The sequence below is a fragment of the Blastopirellula sp. J2-11 genome, assembly GCF_024584705.1.
Classification (GTDB): domain Bacteria; phylum Planctomycetota; class Planctomycetia; order Pirellulales; family Pirellulaceae; genus Blastopirellula.
Genome location: NZ_CP097384.1, coordinates 572,304 through 594,419 on the forward strand (window position 1 = coordinate 572,304; position 22,116 = coordinate 594,419).

Below are 22,116 nucleotides of genomic sequence, written 5' to 3' on the forward strand. Positions count from 1 at the left end.
GCGATAAGCTGGGGATCGAGCACGATCATGGGATCCAGACAAATTCTGGATGATTGACTAAGCTCCACACGACATCTTCATATCTTTCCCGCCATTCCGTCTGCAGACGAGGGTCTCCAGGGGGGCCTTGGCGAACGCGTTCTTCATTCTTCATTTGAATGGTGTTCGCTTCGGACTGGGCATGATTAAACCATGTGATTTGGGGGAGTCGCGGTAACGCCGGGATGGGCTGGACTTCGCCTTCCGGAACGAGACGTTGCTCGAAATCAGAAGCCACAACCGCGACGCAATCTTCGCGTTCTTGCGGGCTCGGCGAACGGCTTAGAATCTGGAGAAATAATGATTCCACGAGTTGTTCGGCCGATTCCGCTCGCACGGCAAGATCCGCCAACGGACTATCGCTCGATGCTCGGGTGAGGTTGGCCGTCAGGACGCTATTCGCGAGAATCCCAGGCTGGAGGACGTTGGAGTCGCTCTCCCGTTCTGCGATCGGTTCTTGTCTCGCCCCTTTCCAGCCAAAGACCTCAAGCATGTCCAACATCATGCGAGCGCGTGGGAGTGACAGGCTGGGCCGATCTCGCTCGTTCTTCAAGTCGGCCATCATCCAGGCCCTTGTCGGATTTCCCAAATTTAAGCGATAGTCCATGGTGGTGCGGCCTTCAGGATCAAACGAGAGTTCCTCGACCTCGAATGCGCTGCCGGTGGCTAGATGAAGGGAATCGACAACTTGCTCGGCCGTTAGGCGACGACGATCGGGAGCGTTAAAATATCGAGACGCGGCAGGCGCATTGGAGTTCTGGCCAATCGCGACGCGTTGATACGCATCCGACGACATGATTAGCTGCAAGATGTGCCGCGAGTCGTATCCCTGCGAGACAAACTCAGCCGCGAGCCAGTCGAGCAGTTCCGGATGACTGACTTCTTGCCCTTCCCAGTCGTGGACCGGCTCGACGAAACCGGACCCCATAAGACGCTTCCAAAGATGATTCACCACCACGCGTGAGAAACGCCGATTCTCTGGCGAGGTGATCAATGCGGCCAGACGTTCGCGGGAATCCTCGGGGTTATGCGTCAGTTGATCGAGTTGCTGGTTATCCTTGGCGCCGGTCTGGTCTGCAAACGGCCACCCAGGCTGAATCGACTGATTCGGTTTGATAGAAACCTGAATCAAGGATTGGCGCGTCTGCTTCTCGAAGAACGCCGCGGGAACTTGGCTCGATTTGGGAATCTTCAGTGATTTGCGTTTGAGCATCGCCCCCAACGCATACAAATCGTGTTGCGTCGAACGATGATAAGGCGAATCGTGACAGCGGGCGCATTTCAACTCGATTCCTAAAAACGCGGATGCAAGGATATGGCCTTTGGCGGCGTAGGGTGAATCGTTTTCCCCAGCTAAGGAGAACCCGGCGCTTCCTCCCTCATGAGCGCTGCCGCGCATGAGGACTAACTCTGTCACCATCCGATCGAATGGCTTGTCGTCTTGCAGGGCATCGTAGAGAAACCAGCGAAATGGCCCGGTGCTATTTAGCGTGGCGGAAATCAGAGATGGATTCTCCGCCAATAAATCTTGCCAAAAGCTTACCCAATGATCTGCAACTCGGTCATCCGACAACATTCGGCCAATCCATTCGGACCGCTTGTCTGGATTTTCATCCAGCAGGAATTCCTGAAGCTCCTCAGTTGTCGGCGGTATGCCGACGGTGTCAAGAAAGAGGCGACGCAAGAACGCCTCGTCACCAACACGCGTGGGAATCTCGATGTTTTTCGAATTCTTGGATTGTTGGGGCCAAACTGCGCCGTCGCGAATCCATGTTTCAATCAATGAAATTTGCTCGGCCGACAAGGGGGCGCCGGTTGGGGGCATTCGTGAAAATTCGTCATCCGATTGAATGCGATGAAGCAGTTCACTCTCGTGAGGATGTCCCGGACTCACTGATGGCAACTCCGAATCGCCTCCACGTAAAGCGTCTTCGCGTGTGTTCAGACGCAATCCTCCCTGATCTTTTTCTCCATGACAGCGAAAGCAGTTTGTGCGAAGAATCGGCAAAACTTTGCGATGAAATAGATCGGCCTGCGGAGATTCCGCTGGGCTCTTGATGGATTGCGCTTGCTCGATTTTGGCGAAGATGAACGCGTCAACAGGGTGGATGCCCGCTCGCCCTGGAATGCTTGGAACCGCAGGGGGAGGATTTTGGTCAACCCACTTCTTCGCTCTGGCATGGCGCGCTTGCCAGAAGGGATCCTCGGATTGAGCCGCCTGGCGACGTGTCGCGGCATCCAGGTCGCGAAGGTCACGTTCGCTGCGAGCCAACGCCGGCTGCATCGCGGACTCTGTCAAAGGCAAGCGGTCTTGCCCGATTGGACGCAAGATATCAAACGAGGCGCCATCCGCGGACTGGCGTGCAAGGCAGACTTCCCCTGATTCTGTTCGAACTCCGTTCCCTCCCACGACAATCTCAAGGACCACACGACAGCACCGTTTTTGTTCCGGATCATGGGCCGCTTTTCCGGACGGCTTGACCAGATAATCGACGAACGCTTCTTTCATGTTCCCACGTCTCGGACGAACTCCCGGCAGAGGAGCCTGGGGAGGAGGATGAATCGGATTTCGTCCCCCGTTGTAGCGCACGGTATCTGCTTTGGTGGTCGTCACCAATTGGCCGTCGATCCACAAGCGACTTAGTCCTCGCGTACGAATCAGCAATCGCTGTTGGCCGAGCGGAAGCTCGACATCGGCTGCGATTTGCATGAGCAACGGAGCGTTCCAACTCGACCGGATTCCCCAGTCGTCGTAGCGAAGCGGAATCCGTGGCAGTAAAAAAGCGTCTCCCAGCCAGCTTAGCGTGGGTGATTGCAGCGATTCCTCTTGGCGTAACCAGCGATCGTGACGAGGAAAGTTCTCCCGCAAGGAAAACGCCACGCGGCCTGCGGGGACGCCTTCCACCTTGGGCATTCGTTCCTGCTTCGGTATGACCAGCTGCGGCCCCCCTTTACGGCGGAATCTCGACGCGATTTCTTCATCGCTCAATCTCTCTCGATGGATGGCCAAGCGATGGATCTGGCCATGAAAACTGACATTCGGACTCCTTCCCATCGAGGTTCCAATCCAAACATCGCCAGCGTCCACTACCGGCGGATCGGTCGTGGGGCCTGCTAGTCCCCATGCGCCATCGGTCGGAACGCCATCGATCCAGCCAAGCATCGAATCGGGATCGCCGAACTTGTAAGAAAGAGCAATGTGATGCCAACCGCTGGAGAGAGTGAATCCGATCGTGGATCGCCAGCGGTGCCACTGGGGCGCTTGGTCTCCCAGCCGCGACGTAAACAGGAAGTCGAGATGTGCGACTCCTTGCTTGTTATAAAGCCGCAGCGACCAATTTTGATTCGCCTGGTTTGATTTTCTGGCGCCAGAACGTCCTTTGCCAATGATGTAGACCTGCTGTCCCGAGCGGATGGATTGGGGATTTACCCAAGCTTCCAGGGTGACGGTATCGCCGTTGGTGAATTGTAGATCCGAGCTTTTGCCTGCCCCGAGGGCCAACATCGAAGCTCCTTTACCATCCAAGTAGATCGCCCTGTTCTCGGAGGTAAAGTCAGGGAATTCAGGGGCCTGAGGGCCGGTCTGTTGGAACTTCACATCGCCATGGACCTCCAGTCCCTTTTGCGTCAGCGTCGTGGGAAGCTCGGGAGCCTCAAACTCCCAGCGAGCGACCGATTCTGCTTGAACCACTCCTAAGGAAGTTGTCCAGATGATGCTGATTGCAAAAACCAGACTCGAAATCATGGAGACGGAATTCATGACTCTCCTTTGAGGCCGTCGAATCGCTGACAACAAGTCGCAACTGTTCGTTACGCGTGTCAGAGCGCATTCAGCATTTGAGTATCGAAGCGAGAAATAACTGCAGGGCACGGCGCAACCGCGCCTGGTTTCAGCGATTACCGAGTCATGGTAAGCCGCCGATCAAAACTGGATCGACATAGAATTCATTGTCGTCGGCATCCTGGAAAAACAGACCTTCCGCTGCTTCGCCTGGAGCGTAGCCAAGATCGGAAAGATCAATTCCTACTGCGAGCGCCCGATACTCCAATCGCACTGGACGAAGCGTAAAATCCGCTTGTTCCAGTTCCGTCAAAGAATCGATGCGCTGGCCTTTCGTCGCATGGACCAGCATCTGCGTTACAGGCAATGCTTCTGGAGAATAGAGAGACAAGTCGTATTCCCGGATTGTGTGGGCTTTACGCCCCGGCGACATCTGCAAGGGGCAGACATGAAACGCATCTCCATCCGTCAGGCTGGGCAATGGATGGATCTCGAAAAACACCACGTCCGGACCAGGTCCATTCTTCACGGGCTGCGCGAAACGAACGGCCATCCCTGGAGTACCGATAACGTTGTCAGCGGGAGCATGTTCCATGACAGGATTACTCTGCAGAGGCGTTTCGCTTCCTCCAGGATTGATGACCCCGGTGACGATGGAATTATCGGACAGCGCGTCGATCGGTTTGCCGATGACCTGCTTTCCTCCCAGTACGTGATCGAATAATCCTTCATTGCGAGAAGAACGAAACCAAATCAGTTCGACCGGAATCAGGTCAGTATCTGAGTAAGTAACATCCTGCCCAGCTCGTTGGACGGTGACTGTCTTCAGCAACTCCGCTTTTCCGTCAGATTCCGCCGTGGTCGCCGTAAAAGAAACAATCCGGTCAGGCAGGCGCATTCGATGTTTGTCTCTATCGAAAACCCCCGGAGTCAAAGTGAAGGTCGGCTCGGCAAGAACCTTCACGGCTTGATTGCTTTCTAGGCGGAGCTCATTTTCATGATTTCCTACAATCGGCGCGAACTCGTCGCCCTGTTCGTTGAAGTCTTCCGCGTTCCCCAGCAATCGACGAAGTTCACGAGCTTTGGAGCTATTTTCATAGATATCCGCAATTCCTTCGACCACTTGAATTTTGGTCTCGTTGAACTCGCTGACATCCACCGTAAAGCGTGTTCCCCGATCGACAACTTGCGAATCAGGAGTCTCCACGCGGAATCCTTCGGCGCCATCCGGAGCATGCACCGAACACCGCCCCAGATTCATGGCCAGACAATTTTCTGGTTCGGCGCGAAACACGGCGGGGCCCTCGATAATCGCATGCGCTCCCCCAGGAAACAGCAGCTCAACCATCCCGCTCATCAGCACATAGGACTTTTCCAATTCCGTTTCCGAGAGAGCGGCTGGAGTCAATTCTCCAAAGAATCGGGCTTTGGCCACGCGTAGAAACTTCACCGATGGGGGCGCGGCGACGCTTGGCGCTTGCGACTCTTTCTCGGCAACCGGCGGTTGCTCTGGTTCGGGCCGTTGCGAAAACCCCGTGAGCCATACGAGACACAGCAAGCTGATCGCCAGCACGCTCGCCGCAATCAAATTTGTGGGCAGCGATCGCCAAGAGATTTGCTGCGGCCTTAATGTCGCAGAGGATGTTGATGATTCTCTTGTCTGCTGGCGAATTCGCTGCATCGCTCGTGAGCCGAAGTTTTCGCGCCGCCGCAGGATTTCTTGCATGGCGCTCTCGACAAAGCCGTCGCGACCAGCCGGTTCTTCTTGCATCACGAGTCCGAGCAGGCGGTGGGTCTGATAGAGCTCGATCGCCGTTTCTCTCAGTTTTTCATCCGCAGCCAATAGGTCGCACAATTGATCCGCATCGGCCTCTTCCAACTCCCCTTCCAGGAAGTCGTTCCAAAGCTGCTCGAACTGTTTTTGTGAATCTAAGTTCATGGTTCTGTCCGGCGAATATGCCCGCTTAGTCCAAGCTCGCTGTTCGTAATTCGACGCACTTTCTCAGCTTGTTCCGCAGGAGCCACAGTTGTTTTTTGACGGCTGCTACCGATCGTCCGCTTCTTTCCGACATCTCTTCGAGTGATATTTCATCGCGGTATCTCCAATCGACGAATTGTCTCAGCGAATCCCCTAAACTCTCTAGGCAAAGCTTGAGGTTCTGCAAGCGAATTCCAAACAATTCAGGCGTTTCGCTTTGCTGACGCTCCAACTCACGCGAGAGAAGATCTGAAGCCCAACGCGATCGATAGTCGGCCACACGGCGAATTCGAGTGGACTCCGTCTGCAATTGATACCGGGCAATCGAGAACAACCAGGCGGAAAAATTCGTTCCTAGTTCGTATTGATCGAGACGCGTATACGCCGTGACAAAACTTCGCTGGGCGACTTCGTCGACATCAACGCCAGGCGCAGCTCTCCCTGCCAACCAAGCTCTTATCGGGCGTTCAAATGTTCGCACAATCGTCTCGAACGCTTCGATCTCTCCGGCCCTGACTTGCCGCAACGCTTCTTCAATGATGCTTTGTTCGTGTGTATTCGTCATGACACTCTTTAATGGCACAAAGACTGGCCAGGTTACCCTGCTCAATCCGTTTTTCGTCTGACCTAATCGCGGATCATCCAATCGCACGCAGCGCATTCATACTTGCTGGCGTCGACAATCGCCGCGTTCAAGGAAGCCCTCCGTGCAGAATGAGGACTCTCCCTAACGGCGTGACAACCCCCATGGCGCGCACGAAAGCGGCGACAGCTTGCCGGCAAATGAACGACACGTCCGACTCGCTGACGACCTGCTCACAAAACATGAGCAGAGTGAGGACGCGTCTACCAGGCTCGCTCGCTTAATAATCACCAATCACTTCGCCATCGTTGCGAATGGCCAAGCGGCGAAAGATCGCCAAGTCGATGGTATCACTCAGAAACTGCACCGAACCACTCGCCATGCAGAATTGGGCTCCGCCAGAATGTCGACTGCTAAACGCGCGACACTGAAGACAGTTGACGGCATCCGCAGCCGTAGAAGTTGTCCCCGAGCGAATCGTTCCTCGTGAATTGGCTTCGGAGGCGATGAAAACCGTGTCTTCCTTCCCGCCGTCGCCCTTCCAACCGTTGATCGGGACGTCGGTCACGCCGGCCAAGATGCCGGGAACCGGGGGAGTGCCCATTCGTAGCGAAGACGCCCAGGTGAAATAGTGCTGACTTGCGGAGGAGTCGGTCAGCGGGGCGCGCTGGTAGATTGTCTCTCCCAGCGCTAACGTATTGGTCGAACCATCCGTGATGCTCCGCATGCCAACTCTTGAATTTCGATAGAACATTCCGTTCTCCCACATCGCGCGGCCCAAATTGCCCCCCGTTGCGGAATAAGACGTTTCCAGTACGCCTCCTCCCATCACGCCAAAATAATTGGTGTGCAATCCGTTGTAACCACCGTAAGAAGGACACGTAAAAGCAGGAACCGGCGTCGTCGCCACGGCTCGGTTGTCGGCATGGGCGCTGCTCGCTTCTAGTGAGTACGAATAAGCGGCTCCAGCAAAGTTATACAAATCGTAAAGAGCGCCTTGCTCGATATACGGCAAGATCGCCACGCTCCAAGGCGAGCGCGCCGTGGTATAGCTTCCCGATGTGTACGAACTGCCTGTGTGCCCCGATCCGATGGGAAACGCGGAATGCGTGTCATGATATAAGTGCAAAGCCAAGCCAAGCTGCTTCAACTGATTCTTGCAGGAAATGCGCCGAGCGGCTTCCCGCGCTTGTTGAACGGCTGGCAACAACAATGCGATCAGGACGCCAATGATCGCGATCACTACCAGCAATTCCACCAAAGTAAACGCATGCCGGTATCGATTCTCCCTGCTGAAATGATCGGTACGAGACATCATTTCTCCCTCTAATAAGACCTGATAAGACGATGATGAAAAATATCGGAGGAGATTGAAGAATTCATGGGTAGAGTTCTTTCGAGTCTCTTCAACCTTCTTTGTGAACACGGCCAGCAGCGCTGTCTCACGGAAGGGCTTCCGCGGCGCTCGGCCAAGCATCTAGGGTGCTCCAAAAGAAAACGAGGAATGGAAAACGTCCCTTAGCGGCGGCCTTTACTTGCCCCCCTACAGTTAAAGTAAAAGACGTTTAGACGTAGGTAATGGCACGTATAACTCGGGGGTTACCCTTTTATTTTTTATTTTCCCGCCTTATTTGCTGGTGCTTTGAAAGGACTAGCGACGTGGCGCCCGAAATGGACGTGAAAAATGACGACGCCGGTCAACGAGAACGCGGGCTGTTGGTGCGACTGCTCATGCACCGCAATCGGTCCTGTCTCAACAGCGGAATCGCAGGAATGGAGCACTTGCGATTCGACAGGATCCGTTCGAACGTTCCTCAGTGGCGCCGCGATGTCCTAAGACGCTTCTCTGACCACTTCAACAGGGGCTGGCTCTTCGGTTCCTCCGCTTTTAATCGCCAAAAAAAAGGTCGATCGGCGGAGAATTCCTTTTACAATAGGACACCAGCCCGCAGCATCCCGCCCCCATTGCTTTGAGGAATCGCATGTCCCGCTCTTGTTGTCTGCTCTTGCTCACGTTTGTCAGCTCACTTTGCGCGAGCGCTGCCCCCGCCGCGGAGACAGGCGATCGTCCCAACGTCATCTTCATCTTGGCGGACGATATGGGATATTCCGATCTGGGTTGCTACGGTGGAGAGATCGCAACGCCGAATCTTGACAAACTGGCCTCAGGCGGTTTGAAGTTTACGAACTTTTACAATACGGCTCGTTGCTGGCCGACGCGTGGTGCGCTGCTCAGCGGCTACTATGCGCAGCAGATTCATCGCGACACGTTGCCCGGTTTGAAAGGGGGCGGACATGGAGTCCGCCAAGATTGGGCGCGACTGTTGCCCGACTATCTTCGTCCGCATGGCTATCGCAACTATCACAGCGGCAAATGGCACATCGACGGCAAAGTGTTAGCGGCCGGTTTCGATCGTTCGCTTGATCTACGAAACCAAGGGAACTTCTTCACGGCCAAGGGGAACTTTGAAGATGACAAGCCGGTCGTTCCGGCCGAAGATGAGTCTGGCTACTACGCTACGACGGCGGTCGTCGATCATGCGGTCGATTGTTTGCAGGAGCATGCCGACAAATACGCCGATCAACCCTTCTTCCACTATGTTGCCTTCATCGCGCCTCACTTTCCGCTGCATGCGCTGCCGGAAGATATCGCCAAGTACCGCGACGCCTATCTCCAAGGTTGGGACAAGCTGCGCGAAGAGCGCTTCGCCCGGCAGCAGAAGCTTGGTTTGCTGCACACGACCTTGTCAGCGCTCGAGCCCGATGTCGGTCCTCCTTACGCTTTTCCAGACGCGATGGAAAAGCTGGGACCCGGCGAGGTCAATCGCCCGCTCCCTTGGACCGATCTGACCGACGAGCAGCGCCGCTTTCAGGCGACCAAGATGGCGATTCACGCGGCGATGGTCGATCGGATGGACCAAGAGATCGGCCGCCTGATCGAACAGTTGAAAGGGATGGGGGAGTACGAAAACACGCTGATCTTCTTCGCGTCCGACAACGGCGCCAGCGCCGAGATCATGGTGCGACACGGCGGACATGATCCGAGTGCTGCGCCCGGCAGCGCCGCGTCGTATCTATGTCTTGGCCCCGGCTTCTCCAGCGCCGCCAACACGCCGCTGCGTCGTCATAAGACGTGGGTGCACGAAGGGGGAATCAGCACGCCGCTGATCGTCCATTGGCCTGCCGGAATCAAAGCCGAAGGAGAATATCGGCAAACTCCCGCCCATGTGATCGACATCGCGCCGACTATCTTAGCGGCGGTCGGCGTCGAAAAGCCCAACGAGTGGGAAGGCGAAGCCATTCCCGCGGCGCCCGGCAAAAGCCTGGTCCCCGCCTTCGCCCAAGACGTAACGATCAACCGCGACTTCCTTTGGTGGCTGCACGAAGGCAACCGCGCGATCCGCGCCGGCGATTGGAAACTGGTCGCCGCCAAAGGAGATCCGTGGGAACTGTACGACCTCAGCACCGATCGCGCCGAGGCGAACAACCTGGCGAAGCAGAACCCCGAAAAGGTGAAAGAACTGGAATCGCTGTGGAATCAGCAGCTCGAAGCGACCATCGACTTGGCTGCAAAAACCGCGAAGAAGAAGTAGCGCCGCCCAGATGCAAATCCCGCAATTGCCGAAGCGACCGGCTCGCTCACTCGACGGAACTTGCGTTCACCCAATGACTTATCCGATTTTTGACAGCGTTCCCGCCGCGCGTTGTTTGGAGAAGGTGGAAAGTGAAAGTTCGTTGTGAACTTGCCGGTTCGGCATCGGCGGAATATGCTTAGGGACGTCGTCCACCGGATTATTATGGTTACCCATGCTCCGCTTTACCCTGGCAATTTTGCTTTCGATGTCCATTACCCTCAATGGGTTTGCGGCGTCGCATTGCCATTCGGCTGCGGAACATGGCTCGAACAGTAGTCCGTCGTCCCAGACGCATCTGCACTTTGGTGGGCATCATCACCAACATTCGACGAATGCCCATTCACATGGTCGAGTGACCGAAAGTGCAAGTCTCGTCGATAGCCAGTCGGCGGAGGCGGGATTTGTCGTTTTTGTCTCCGATGGTTTTGCGACCGACTCAGGCGTTCATGTTTCGCCTGCGATCGACGCTGCATGTTCCGCGCTTTGCCTGACAAGCGAGGCCGCTGACTCCCAGCGAACGCTTCGAATGGCGTTCGCGTCGCTTTCTTTGGGACGTCCAGGCATTTCCACGTTGCTTGCTGCGCATTCCCTGCGCCTCTAAATCTCCTTGCGCGATGTTCGCTGTTCGCGCCTGCGGTACGTTTATCGCGGTCGTTTTTGCTGATTGCTCTTTTCTGGGGCATGGCGTGCGGTTGGAGATTCTCACGTGGTCAAGTATTTCAAAATCATTTCGTTGCTGGTCGTCATCGGCGGCATTGTTGGGTTGGCCCTCACGCACGAGCGGTGGGTTCCGCTTCTATCGACGCCGCAAAACAAAGCGGAAACTGTTTCGGCCGCATCGGAATCTTCGGCGTCGCCGCCGAATGAACAAGTGTTGTTGTCCAAGCAGGCGCAACAGAATCTTGGACTAACGTCAAAACCTCTACGCCCGACCAGTTATTGGAAGACGATCAACGTGCCGGGGATGATTGTTGATCGCCCGGGGATCAGCGACCGCGGGGTCGTCGCGCCGGTGACAGCGATCGTTACCGCGATTCATCACTATGCTGGCGATACGGTGGAGACCGGGGACGTGCTCTTCACGCTCAGGTTGGTCGGCGAGTCGTTTCAGACTTCGCAGACCGAACTCTTCAAGGCGATCAAAGATCGCGAAATCGCCCAAGAGCATATCGATCGATTGGATGTATTGGCCAAAGCCGGAGGCGTCGCCGGAGTTCGGATTATCGACTTGAAAAACGAGATGCGCCGCCTTGACGTGACGATCAACGCCTATCGGCAAGACTTGCAAATTCGGGGGCTGACGCAAGCACAAATCAACGCGGTGGCCGGCGGCGAGTTGATTTCAGACGTCGTGATACTCGTGCCTGCGGTCACATCGACCGTCGACTCGCCAGATACGGCGACTCCCGAACCGGGGGTCGTCGAGCGATTGCCGTTCTTTGAAGTGCAGGATGTCGGCGTTCAATTAGGGCAGCAGGTTCAAGCAGGCGAAATGCTCTGCACCTTGTCGCATCATCAGTCGCTGTTCATCGAAGGGCACGCGTTTCGTCGAGAATTGCCGCTCTTACAAAAGGCGGCCGAAGCGGCTCTGCCGATCACGCTGGAACTGACGGAAGACGCCCAGGCCGATTGGGACTCGCCCCTTCCCACGACCACGATTCATCACATCTCCAACACGTTAGACGCCCAAAATCGGACCGCATCCTTCTATTTGACGCTCGAAAATCAATATCGAAGTTATCAGCGGGACGGCAAGCATTTGTTCATCTGGCGATTTCGACCCGGCCAACGCGTGCGACTGCGAATCAATACCGAGCAGTTGAAAAACGTGTTTGTCCTGCCGGCCGACGCGGTCGTGCAGGAAGGCGCCGAGTCCTATGTATTTCGCCACAACGGCGACTTGTTTGAGCGGCGGCCGGTGCGCGTGGTGCAACAGACGCAAGACGAAGTTGTCATCGCCAATGACGGTAGCGTTCCGACTGGTATCTACGTCGCTCAGTCAGGAGCGGTGCAGTTAAATCGAGCGTTGAAATCAGCGAGCGGATCGGCGCCAGCCGGCGTGCATGTGCACGCCGACGGTTCGGTCCATTCCAATCACTAAGGAGCCGCGATGTTAGACGCAGTCATTCGATTTTCGCTGCGGCATCGGCCGCTCATCTTGGTGCTGTCGATCGCCGTCATGATCTATGGCAGCTATTTGGCGACGACGATGCCGATCGACGTATTTCCCGATTTGGATCGCCCGCGTGTGGTGATTTTGACTGAGTGTCCCGGTCTCTCTCCGGAAGAAGTGGAAACGCTCGTGACGCAACCGATCGAGCAAGCGGTGCTCGGCGCGAACGGCGTCGTCTCGGTGCGCAGCCAGTCCAGCACGGGACTGGTCGTGATCTACATCGAATTCGCCTGGGATACCGAGATCCGCGCGGCTCGACAGGTTGTCCAGGAACGCTTGGCGATGGTCGCTGGCGTCATGCCGCCAGGGATTCAACCGCTACTCGCTCCGCCGACGTCGATCATGGGGCAAATTATGCATGTCGGCGTGCATCGTCAAGCTGGCCCCAGCGGCGGTAAATTGGCCCCGCTTGGCGAGACAAAGTTACTTGCCGAATTGCTCCCCAGCGGACAACTGAAAGTTTGGCGACCAATCGATCGCCGCCAACCCCAGAACTGGGAAGAGTTGCCGATCGACTCTTGGGGAGAAGTCGATGTTGCGTCGATCGTCCTGGGAGAGGAAACGACGCGCCGCTTTCAAATTGTGGTGAACGGAGATGCGTATAGCGTTCCCTTCCTGTCCGACTTTGACCAAGCGATGCAGTTGCGAACCATCGCCGATTGGATCGTCCGACCGCGGCTATTGCAAATCTCAGGCATCGCCGAAGTGATCGTATTGGGAGGAGAGAAAAAACAATATCAAGTAGCGGTCGATCCGACGGCGCTGCTCGATTTCGGCGTCAGCTTGAAGCAAGTAGAAGATGCGGTTCGTCGTAACAATGTAAACGCCAGCGGCGGATATACGCTGGAAGGACAACGAGAGCGACCGATTCGCGTCATCGGACGGTTGGGGCCAGAACCGGCGCAAGTGTTGGTTGACTTGCGGAAGATCTCGGTCGACGCCAGCGGCCGGCGGCCGGTATTGCTGCAGCAAGTCGCCGAAGTTGGAGAAGGCGCGCCTGCGAAACGGGGAGACGCCAGCATCGATGGGCTCGGCGGGATCGTCATCACGCTGGTCAAACAGCCGCATGTCGATACTCGCGGCTTGACCGATAACATTCATGCGGCGTTGGCCGACGTAGAAGCATCCTTGCCCGCAGATATTTTGGTCAATCGTGATCTGTTTCAATTAAAGAGCTTCATCGATCGCGGCATTTACTATGTTGGTGAAGCGCTCGTCATCGGGGCGATTCTGGTTGTGATCGTGTTGGCGTTGTTTCTGTTGAATTTTCGCACCACCTTCATCACGCTATCGGCGATTCCCCTTTCGTTGGCGACTACCATCCTGGTCTTTCGCGCGATTAGCTATCTGACAGGGCAAGAGCTCTCGATCAATGTCATGACCCTCGGCGGTCTGGCGGTTGCGATGGGAGAACTGGTGGATGATGCGATTGTCGATGTCGAGAACATCTATCGACGATTGAAAGAGAACAACTCACTCACGTCGCCAAAGCCGGCGCTGCAAGTCGTTTATCAGGCAAGCCGCGAAATTCGCAGCGCCATCGTCTTCGGCACGGCGGTCGTGATCCTCGTCTTTATGCCGTTGTTCGCCATGTCAGGGGTGGAAGGCCGATTGTTTACGCCGTTGGGGATTGCTTACATCGTCTCGATTTTGTCGTCGTTGGTCGTCTCGCTAACAGTGACGCCGGTCCTCTCCTACTATCTGTTGCCGCAGTCGAAAACGACTCACACGCATGACGACGGCTGGTTGCTGCGATCCTTAAAATATTGGGCCAGTTATCTGATCCGCGCGAGTCTGCGATTCGCGACGCCGCTGCTGATCACGACCTGGATGTTGGTAGCGCTAAGCGGTTGGCTGCTGACTCAGATCGGAGCCGACTTTTTACCGCAGTTCGACGAAGGGAGCGTGCAGATCAATTTGACCCTGCCGGCCGGTTCGTCCCTGCAAGCTTCGAGCGACGCCGCGGCGATCGTCGATCAAAAACTATCTCCGCTGCTGTTGTCAGACGCAAATCCTCAGGGCGAACTGCGGCACTTCGTCCGTCGCACAGGTCGCGCCGAACTGGACGAGCATGCTCAGCCCGTCAACATGAGCGAGTACATCCTGAGCATGAATCCAAAGGTCGAGCATTCTCGCGACGAATCGATTGAGCGGTTGCTAGAGGAGTTGAAGAAAGACTTGCCGGGCGTGGATGTCGAAATCGATCAGCCGCTCGCACACTTGATCAGTCACATGCTCTCCGGCGTTTATGCGCATGTCGCGATCAAGATTTACGGCGATGATCTGAACGTCTTACAGCGATTGGCGCGACAGGTGAAAGGAGAAATCAGCGACGTGCCCGGCATCACGACGCCGGTGATCGAATCGCAGGTCTTTGTCGATGAACTGCACATCGTGTTGCGTCCCGACGCTTTGGCGCTTTACGGTCTCGATCGGCAGGAAGTGGCCGATTTCGTCCAAACCGCTTTGCAAGGAGAAACCGTATCCCAAGTGCTGGAAGGTTCGCGGCGGTTTGATCTAGTTGTCCGACTACGAAAGCAGGAACGGACCGACTATTTCAGCTTGCAGAATCTGCGCATCGACCTTCCCAACGGCGCCGGACAGATCAAACTGGCCGATGTCGCCGATTTCACGGCCGGCAAGACGGGGCCGAATCAGCTGATGCGAGAAAACGTTCGTCGCCGGATGGTCGTCCGTTGCAATACGCAAGGGCGAGATTTGGGGAGCGTCGTCGCGGATATCGAACACCGCGTGCAAAGCCGCATTCGTCTTCCAGAAGGGTATTACGTTGAATATGGCGGTCAGTTTGAAAGCCAGCGCTCGGCGACGCTGATGATCGGCCTGATGGCGATCGTCTCGTTGGTCGGCGTCTTTGTCGTGCTGCTGATGCTGCATTCGTCGGTCCGGATCGTCTTGCAGATCTTGAACGCGATTCCGACTGCCTTTATCGGCGGCGTCGCAGCACTGGTCATTACCGAACAAACGTTGACCGTGGCCAGCCTTGTCGGCTTCGTTTCGCTGGGCGGAATTGCGGTTCGTAACGGCATCTTGCTGGTGACGCACTATTTTCACTTGATGGAACAAGAGGGGGAGTCGTTCTCCGCAGCCATGATCATGCGCGGCAGTTTAGAACGCTTGGCCCCGGTGTTGATGACGGCGCTCACCGCCGGCATGGGACTATTGCCGATCGTCGCAGGCGGCCAAAAGCCGGGGCTAGAAATTTTGTATCCTGTCGCCACGGTGATCATGGGAGGACTGATTACTTCTACATTTTGCGAATTTTTGATTCACCCCGGTCTCTTCTGGAAGTTCAGCGGCCGGGATGCGATTCGTCTCGCTCAGGGAGAGCATGACGAAGAAGCGATGCTCCAGTGACGCCGCTTTCGGCGTCGCCTAGAAATGATTTTTTACAAAGGGAATTTGCACATGATTCGTTACGCAACATTTTTCGTCTTGGCGAGTTTATGGGTCGGTGTTATCGGCTGCAAAAACGACGCCGCCGTGGCGCCCGCCAACGAGCCTGCCGCCAGCGGCGGCGGAGAGGATCACGGTCATAGCCACAGCGACGGGCCCAACGGAGGCGTCGTCACCGATTGGGGCGGCGGCAAATACCACGTAGAGTTCACCGTCGATCATGACGCCAAAGAGTCGGCGGTCTACATCTTGGGGGGAGATGCAAAGACACCGGAACCGATCGCCGCTGAGACGCTATTGCTGAGCATTCGTGAGCCCTCGTTTCAGGTGGATCTGCAAGCGGTTCCGCTTGATGGCGAAAGCGCCGGCACAAGCTCACGCTTCGTCGGCAAGCACGACAATCTAGGAATCGTGCGCGAATTCTCCGGCGCCATTAGCGGCGAAGTCGACGGCACGCCGTACGCCGGCGACTTTCAAGAGGAAGCGCACGGGCACGAACACTAGGAAGGAGTTTCCCTGCGGCCTGCGCAGGCGGTTATTCTCGGTTGCGCAAATCAAGAGAACCGTCACTCTTTTTAAGGACATTCGATTGGCTGCAATCGCCGCGTAAAGAACGCGAAAGATGGGGATGAACATCCTCCGTCGAAACCGAAGTAGCTGGGCCGCAACGGCCAACTTTGTCCGTTGACAAAGCGCACGGATCAGGGGTCCATTGACCTGGAAATCCCGTTCTTCCCCAACCGTAATCGCTCGGCGACCGAAAAGGCCGATTCGACCCGGCGCTGCTGCGCGCTGACTATTCCCGTCGCTGAACTACCGGACGATTGGAACGCAGGTGCGCTCTCCAGAAAAAAACGTGATCCAGTCCAGTCCAAGGTTCCAGCCCGAAAAAACGGTGTCCTGTCCGGTCCAAGGTTCCAGCCTGCCCCAGCCCAGGACTGGTGGACGCTGAAGGTAGACTTTTTTACGCGGCCAAGTTCGTAGCGTGCCGGGCCTCGAACTGATTGGGCGTTAGGTAACCGAGCGTTTGGTGGATTCGCTCGCTGTTGTAGAACGTTTCAATGTAGCGGAAGACGCTGAGTCTGGCCTCTTCGATGTTGGCGAATTCTTCGAACTTCGTCCGCTCGTGCTTGAGCGACCAGAAGAATCGTTCCATCACTGCATTGTCGTAGCAGCAGCCGGTGCGGCTCATTGAGCAAGTGATTCCCAGCGTTTTCAGCGTTCGCTGATACTCGTCGCTGGTGTACTGACAGCCGCGATCGCTGTGATGCAGCAACTGCTTCGTGTCGGGCCGCCGCGACTCGATCGCGTTGCGCAGCGCGTTGCTGACCAACGTCGTCGCCAGGCTTGTCGACAACTCCCACCCGACCACTTTGCGACTAAATAAATCGAGCACCACCGCCAGGTAAACCCAGCCGGATGCGGTTGGCAGATACGTAATATCGGTCACCCATTTTTGATTCGGGGCATCAGCCGCGAACTGTTGATCGAGGAGATTGGCGGCCGGACGCTTCGTGGGATCGGCCTTGGTCGTTGTCGGGTTGAAACGGCTGAAAACCTTGCTTTTCAGGCCTAAATCACGCATCGCTTTAGCGACGGTGTTGCGACAGGGCGATTCCATCTCGTCGCTCGCCTGCAGCTTTTTCGCAATCTTTTCGCTGCCGTAAATTTGATCCGACTGCTCGAAAACGTGTTTCACCGCTTGATGAATTTTCGCGGTCCGCAGCGCCCGGGGACCAGGCTGCGCACGGAGCGAGCGATAAAACCCGCTCTTGCTGACCTGCAGCACGCAGCACATGGTCTCGACCGGAAAGGAGTCACGATGTTGAGCGATCCAGGCGAATTTCACTGCGACTCCTTCGCAAAATACGCCGTCGCTTTTTTTAAGATTTCTCGCTCAAGTTCCGCTTGCTGCAGTTCCTTGCGCAGCCGCTTGTTCTCGGCTCGCAAATCTTCGAGCGAAGCGTCATCGCCGCACGGTTTCGGCTTCGGGGCGAGCTGCTTGTGCCATCGCCGCAGGCTCCGTTCCAGCACATTAACCGCGTCGGCCGCCGCCGAAAACGAGTAACCTTGCTTGACGACCAAGTCGACCGAGTCCTGCTTAAATTGTTGAGAGTACTTCCGTGGCATCCGATTCGATTCCTGAGACATGCAGACCTCCTGAAGGGATTTTCCAAAAATCCTTCAGCGTCCACCAGTCCTGGGCTGGGGCAAGCCCGAGAAAACGGAGTCCTGTCCGGTCCAGGGTTTCAGCCCAAGAAAACGGAGTCCTGTCCAGTCCAAGGTTCCAGCCCGAGAAAACGGAGTCCTGTCCGGTCCAAGGTTTCGTCTGGCGACTAACCGAGCCAATAGGCTTGGTGACCGCGCCCGCGGAGATCGTCGACAAACCGTTTGGGACCATGCGTGCAGTAGATTCGCTGCGGCGCGACTTGCTCGATGGTTTCTAACAGTTCGGTATAGTCGGCGTGGTCGGAGAGCGGCACGACATGATCGCAGCGGTAGCGAGCCGCCAACTGCGGATTCCATCCCCAGCCGGTCATCGCGAAATGTTGGGCCAGGACGACTCCATGCACGTCGCTACCGCGCTGCGATCGAGGAGGAGAAACAATCACATGCCGCTGTTTCGGTCGACCATCGTAAAGCTCGTACTCGCCCAGCTTGCAGCCGCACGCTTCGTAGATTTGACTGATCGCGAAGACATCATGCTGTTGCTGCACGCGAATGCCGTGGTGCGTCAGGATTTTGGTCACTTCCTGCGCTTTGCCGAGCACGTAGGCGTGCACGATCGGCGTGGCGCCTTGGTGAAACGCCTGATCGATTTGCTCCAGAAACCTGGCGATCGTTTCGGCCCGCGGCGGCAGCCGATAAAAGGGATCGCCAAAGGTGCACTCCATCACCAGCACGTCGGCCTGGGGCAGGTCAGCCTGGCCGGCGGTGTACGATTCACCCAACCGATAGTCTCCGGTGTAGAGCATCGACCCTTCGTCCTGTTCGGCCAGCAGCATCGCCGAGCCGAGAACGTGCCCGGCCGAAACGGTGGTGAGCCGAGATTGGCGAAACTCGATCGGCTCACCCAGCGGCATTTCGCGGAACTGAGTCTCGCCGATCCGATGCCGGACCAGCGCGGCGGTCTCCGGCGTGCAAAGGATCGTTTCGTGCCGCGCCGCATGATCCATGTGAGCATGCGAAATGAAGCCAAACTGCTGCCGGCGACGAACATCGAGCCCTAGATGCCCCGGCAACAGGAAGAGCCCGCGGTCGAAATAGAAGTTCTCGCGAGGCTTTGCGTCGAGGTCGAACAGCGATTTTTGCATGAGAAGCGAACTGTCTTTGCGGCGGGGCCGCTTTCTTTGGGATCGAAACCGAGTTATCATAACACTTTACGGCATTTAGGCGGAACTTTTTCCCCCAAGATGGCGTAGAATGAAGAGGTTCGGCAAACTGGCCCGGTTCAAGTTAACCGAGCTGAATGTCGAATATCAGGAAGCTGTCGCGCGCGAGCTGCGGCGGCGACCAATGCACTTTCGGGGGCGAATTGGAATCGACCGGATAGCCTGAAGTGTAAGTGGCGTGTCGAGGTTGGTCAGTGGGCCTCGTTAAAAGCTGACTACAACTATAATTGCCGAGAATAATACTCTCGTCCTTGCTGCCTAGTTAAATAGGTTAGCTTGCCGGTTGAAGGTCTTTGTCGGAGAGATCTGAAAACCGGTCGCCAATTCCGACTCGTCTTCAGTCACGCAAAGCACGCTGAAGACTAAACCAAGTTCTTTGCTAGTGGGCGTCGGATCTCGTCGATTGGAGACGTCGCCTGCAAAAATCAAATAGTCGACTACACACGTAGATGCTTGCATGAAAATATCGCGGGACGCGGGTTCAAATCCCGCCGCCTCCACTTTGGGGTAACAAGCCCCTTTCAGGCAACTAGCAAGACCCGCCGACGATTGTTGGCGGGTCTTGTTTTTTCGTCCGTGGGCAGCGGGTTGGGCGAGTCTTGATATCTTTCGCAGGGTGGAATTCACGGGACGCACCCAACGAGAGACCCGTGAGGCAGCTACTGGAAGAATCGTAAAGCAAAAAAATCAACTTGTTTTTGCCGAAGAGATTGACTTTCCCAAGCCTCTCTAGACTCTTGCAGTGTGCAACGGCGTGGTCTAAAACGCCTAGATTGGGAATGTTTTTTGTTGCTGCGATGGAGTGCAATAAAATTCTCATCGCTCCTTCTTTTGATTGAAGATCTTACCGCATCGATCCTCACCGCGCCGGCCAATAAGAGTTGCAACCAATCGGCTTCGCCTTAAAGTCAATATCATGCAGACGATACTCGTAACAGGCTCCTCTGGATTAGTCGGTTCGGAAGTGTGTCGCTATTTTGGTGGGATCGGTTATGCGGTCCATGGAGTAGATAACAATCAAAGAGCCGTTTTTTTTGGGCCTGAGGGGGATACGCGATGGAACCAGAATCAGCTCATTCGCACGATTGCTAGCTTTCAGCACCACGAATTGGACATTCGTGACCGGGAAGGGGTGCTTCAATTGGTCGAGCGACTCAAGCCCGATTTGATTGTTCACACGGCAGCGCAGCCTTCGCATGATCGAGCGGCGGCGATCGCCTTCGACGATTTTGACACGAACGCAACCGGCGCCCTTAATCTACTGGAGTCGGTCCGGCGAGTTTGTTCCGATTCGCCATTTGTGTTTATGTCCACCAACAAAGTCTACGGCGACCGGCCCAACACCATTCCTCTTCGGGAATCCGCCGAACGGTTTGATTATGCGGATGAGAAGTTCGAACGGGGCGTGCCAGAATCCCTGCCGATAGACCAATGCACCCATTCGCTGTTTGGAGCCTCCAAAGCCGCCGCCGATCTCATGGTTCAAGAGTACGGCCGCTACTTCGGAATTCCTACGTGTTGTCTTCGTGCAGGCTGCGTGACCGGCCCTGCGCATTCCGGGGTTCAATTGCACGGCTTTTTGAGTTACCTCGTCAAGTGCAACTTAACTCAGAAACACTACACGGTTTTTGGTTACCAAGGCAAGCAAGTTCGGGACAACATTCACCCTCTCGACATTGCTCGGTTTATTGAAGCGTTCGCCGCCAAGCCAAGATTCGGCGAAGTGTACAACCTGGGCGGCGGGAAAGAAAACTCTTGTTCGATTTTGGAGGCTTTCGCGCTGACGGAAGAATTGACTGGAATCCAGCAAGTTTACAGCTATTCTGAACAGAATCGCATTGGCGATCACATTTGTTATTACAGCGACTTGGCCAAGATCAAAAGCCACTACCCTGACTGGGAGGTGAGCGTATCGCTTAAAAACTCGCTAGAACAAATTGTGGATAGTTGGCGAAAACGGCTGGCGACCGTATAAGGCGGCTTGCGTCGCGTCGATAGCTTCCAAGATTAGGAGTGACAACGCCTGCGTTTTGGGGATGCAATGAAACTTCTGATTACCGGCGTTTGTGGCTTTGTAGGGAGCGTATTGGCCAAGGCATGGTTAGAAACGTCGGCCTTCGAAATCATCGGCCTGGACAATCTCAGCCGTCTGGGAAGCGAACTTAATCGCAACGACCTGCGCAAACGGGGCGTTCGACTCATCCACGGTGATATTAGGTGCAGTAGCGACTTGCAGGATCTTCCTGAAGTGAACTACGTGATTGATGCGTCGGCCAATCCCACTGTGTTGGCCGGAATTGACGGCCGCAGCAACAGCCGTCAACTGGTCGAACACAATCTCCTGGGCACGATCAACCTGCTTGAGTATTGCCGCCGAGTCCAAGCCGGGTTCATTCTCTTGAGCACCAGTCGGGTGTACTCCATTGATCCATTAAAGACATTAGATCTCGTGGTGGACGATGGAGCTTGCCGGCCTGTCTTGGACGAAAACGCTCCGCCTGGGCTTTCTGCCGAAGGGGTGAGCGAAGATTTCTCAACCACTCCACCTCTGTCCCTTTATGGGGCCACCAAACTCACCTCGGAAACGTTGGCCTTGGAATACGGGAGCGCTTATGAATTTCCGGTGTGGATCAATCGCTGCGACGTGATGGCGGGTGCTGGCCAATTTGGCCGCGCCGAGCAAGGAATTTTTAGTTACTGGATCCACTCCTGGCAAGCCCGCAAGCCCCTCCGCTATTTGGGATACGAAGGAACCGGAATTCAGGTACGTTCGGCGCTCTCCCCACTCGACGTATCTCCTGTGTTGGAACAGCAAATGGCTTTTTCAGACACGCCTGAGCATCGCGTCTTCAACCTCTCGGGAGGTATTGAAAACTCGATTTCATTAAACAATTTAAGCCGTTGGTGCGAACAGAAGTTGGGACCTCATCAAGTCCTGGCGGACCGCACGCCGCGCAAGTTTGACATTCCTTGGATCGTTCTAGACTCAGCCCGCGCCAAGCGCGTTTGGAATTTTCAGCCGCGTATTTCCCTCGATACGCTGTTGAATCAAATTACTGACTTCGCTCAATCTCATCCTGACTGGCTCGACCTGGTTGCAGATTGATGTACGCATCCGTTT

At 55.8% G+C, this 22,116-nt stretch carries 13 protein-coding genes and 1 other RNA gene; 7 read left to right on the forward strand and 7 right to left on the reverse strand.

The window, feature by feature from the left end; all coding sequences use genetic code 11:
* Positions 1–25 precede the first annotated feature (25 nt).
* The 4 genes from M4951_RS02385 to M4951_RS02400 all read right to left on the reverse strand — a co-directional run bounded on the left by M4951_RS02385 (position 26) and on the right by M4951_RS02400 (position 7,699).
* The gene (locus M4951_RS02385) at positions 26–3,799 is read right to left on the reverse strand and encodes a DUF1553 domain-containing protein (RefSeq protein ID WP_262024887.1); all 3,774 of its coding nucleotides are present in this window, start codon (positions 3,797–3,799) and stop codon (positions 26–28) included.
* 145 nt (positions 3,800–3,944) lie between these two features.
* Positions 3,945–5,759 (reverse strand): FecR family protein, encoded by a 1,815-nt coding sequence (locus M4951_RS02390; protein ID WP_262024888.1) that lies wholly within the window; start codon positions 5,757–5,759, stop codon positions 3,945–3,947.
* Positions 5,760–5,784: 25 nt separating this feature from the next.
* Positions 5,785–6,363 (reverse strand): sigma-70 family RNA polymerase sigma factor, encoded by a 579-nt coding sequence (locus M4951_RS02395; protein WP_262024889.1) that lies wholly within the window; start codon positions 6,361–6,363, stop codon positions 5,785–5,787.
* A gap of 298 nt (positions 6,364–6,661) precedes the next feature.
* Positions 6,662–7,699 (reverse strand): DUF1559 domain-containing protein, encoded by a 1,038-nt coding sequence (locus M4951_RS02400; RefSeq protein WP_262024890.1) that lies wholly within the window; start codon positions 7,697–7,699, stop codon positions 6,662–6,664.
* A 664-nt stretch (positions 7,700–8,363) separates the two neighbouring features.
* Between M4951_RS02400 and M4951_RS02405 the strand changes: the two genes are divergently transcribed.
* The 4 genes from M4951_RS02405 to M4951_RS02420 all read left to right on the forward strand — a co-directional run bounded on the left by M4951_RS02405 (position 8,364) and on the right by M4951_RS02420 (position 16,107).
* Entirely contained in the window at positions 8,364–9,974 is a 1,611-nt protein-coding gene (locus M4951_RS02405) for an arylsulfatase (protein WP_262024891.1), read from the forward strand.
* Positions 9,975–10,722: 748 nt separating this feature from the next.
* Complete coding sequence (locus M4951_RS02410) at positions 10,723–12,117, forward strand: efflux RND transporter periplasmic adaptor subunit (RefSeq protein WP_262024892.1); 1,395 nt, start codon at positions 10,723–10,725, stop codon at positions 12,115–12,117.
* Positions 12,118–12,126: 9 nt separating this feature from the next.
* Positions 12,127–15,564 carry an efflux RND transporter permease subunit gene (locus M4951_RS02415; protein ID WP_262024893.1) on the forward strand — a complete coding sequence of 1,146 codons (3,438 nt, stop codon included), beginning with the start codon at positions 12,127–12,129 and terminating at the stop codon, positions 15,562–15,564.
* A 51-nt stretch (positions 15,565–15,615) separates the two neighbouring features.
* Positions 15,616–16,107, forward strand: coding sequence for a hypothetical protein (locus M4951_RS02420; protein WP_262024894.1), 492 nt, complete (start codon positions 15,616–15,618; stop codon positions 16,105–16,107).
* Positions 16,108–16,567: 460 nt separating this feature from the next.
* Here the strand turns inward: M4951_RS02420 and M4951_RS02425 are convergent, their stop codons facing one another.
* From M4951_RS02425 to M4951_RS02435, 3 genes are all read right to left on the reverse strand, one after another.
* Positions 16,568–17,452: an IS3 family transposase gene (locus tag M4951_RS02425; RefSeq protein ID WP_262024895.1), complete on the reverse strand. Its 885-nt coding sequence runs from the start codon at positions 17,450–17,452 to the stop codon at positions 16,568–16,570.
* On the reverse strand, positions 17,449–17,754 hold the full coding sequence (locus tag M4951_RS02430; RefSeq protein ID WP_262023713.1) for a transposase: 306 nt from the start codon (positions 17,752–17,754) through the stop codon (positions 17,449–17,451). The genes M4951_RS02425 and M4951_RS02430 overlap by 4 nt, the downstream gene beginning before the upstream one ends.
* 185 nt (positions 17,755–17,939) lie before the next feature.
* Positions 17,940–18,917: an MBL fold metallo-hydrolase gene (locus tag M4951_RS02435; protein WP_262024896.1), complete on the reverse strand. Its 978-nt coding sequence runs from the start codon at positions 18,915–18,917 to the stop codon at positions 17,940–17,942.
* Positions 18,918–19,129: 212 nt separating this feature from the next.
* Between M4951_RS02435 and ssrA the strand changes: the two genes are divergently transcribed.
* The 3 genes from ssrA to M4951_RS02450 all read left to right on the forward strand — a co-directional run bounded on the left by ssrA (position 19,130) and on the right by M4951_RS02450 (position 22,101).
* Positions 19,130–19,498, forward strand: a transfer-messenger RNA (tmRNA) gene (gene ssrA / locus M4951_RS02440).
* 413 nt (positions 19,499–19,911) lie between these two features.
* The gene (locus M4951_RS02445) at positions 19,912–20,970 is read left to right on the forward strand and encodes an NAD-dependent epimerase/dehydratase family protein (protein WP_262024897.1); all 1,059 of its coding nucleotides are present in this window, start codon (positions 19,912–19,914) and stop codon (positions 20,968–20,970) included.
* Positions 20,971–21,036: 66 nt separating this feature from the next.
* Positions 21,037–22,101: an NAD-dependent epimerase/dehydratase family protein gene (locus tag M4951_RS02450; protein ID WP_262024898.1), complete on the forward strand. Its 1,065-nt coding sequence runs from the start codon at positions 21,037–21,039 to the stop codon at positions 22,099–22,101.
* The last annotated feature ends 15 nt before the right edge of the window (positions 22,102–22,116 follow it).

Bases quoted from the DNA above. Each gene is read 5' to 3' on its own strand.
- M4951_RS02385 (WP_262024887.1), bottom strand. From the start codon at position 3,799: ATGAATTCCGTCTCCATGATTTCGAGTCTGGTTTTTGCAATCAGCATC.
- M4951_RS02390 (WP_262024888.1), bottom strand. From the start codon at position 5,759: ATGAACTTAGATTCACAAAAACAGTTCGAGCAGCTTTGGAACGACTTC.
- M4951_RS02395 (WP_262024889.1), bottom strand. From the start codon at position 6,363: ATGACGAATACACACGAACAAAGCATCATTGAAGAAGCGTTGCGGCAA.
- M4951_RS02400 (WP_262024890.1), bottom strand. From the start codon at position 7,699: ATGATGTCTCGTACCGATCATTTCAGCAGGGAGAATCGATACCGGCAT.
- M4951_RS02405 (WP_262024891.1), top strand. From the start codon at position 8,364: ATGTCCCGCTCTTGTTGTCTGCTCTTGCTCACGTTTGTCAGCTCACTT.
- M4951_RS02415 (WP_262024893.1), top strand. From the start codon at position 12,127: ATGTTAGACGCAGTCATTCGATTTTCGCTGCGGCATCGGCCGCTCATC.
- M4951_RS02420 (WP_262024894.1), top strand. From the start codon at position 15,616: ATGATTCGTTACGCAACATTTTTCGTCTTGGCGAGTTTATGGGTCGGT.
- M4951_RS02430 (WP_262023713.1), bottom strand. From the start codon at position 17,754: ATGTCTCAGGAATCGAATCGGATGCCACGGAAGTACTCTCAACAATTT.
- M4951_RS02435 (WP_262024896.1), bottom strand. From the start codon at position 18,917: ATGCAAAAATCGCTGTTCGACCTCGACGCAAAGCCTCGCGAGAACTTC.
- M4951_RS02445 (WP_262024897.1), top strand. From the start codon at position 19,912: ATGCAGACGATACTCGTAACAGGCTCCTCTGGATTAGTCGGTTCGGAA.
- M4951_RS02450 (WP_262024898.1), top strand. From the start codon at position 21,037: ATGAAACTTCTGATTACCGGCGTTTGTGGCTTTGTAGGGAGCGTATTG.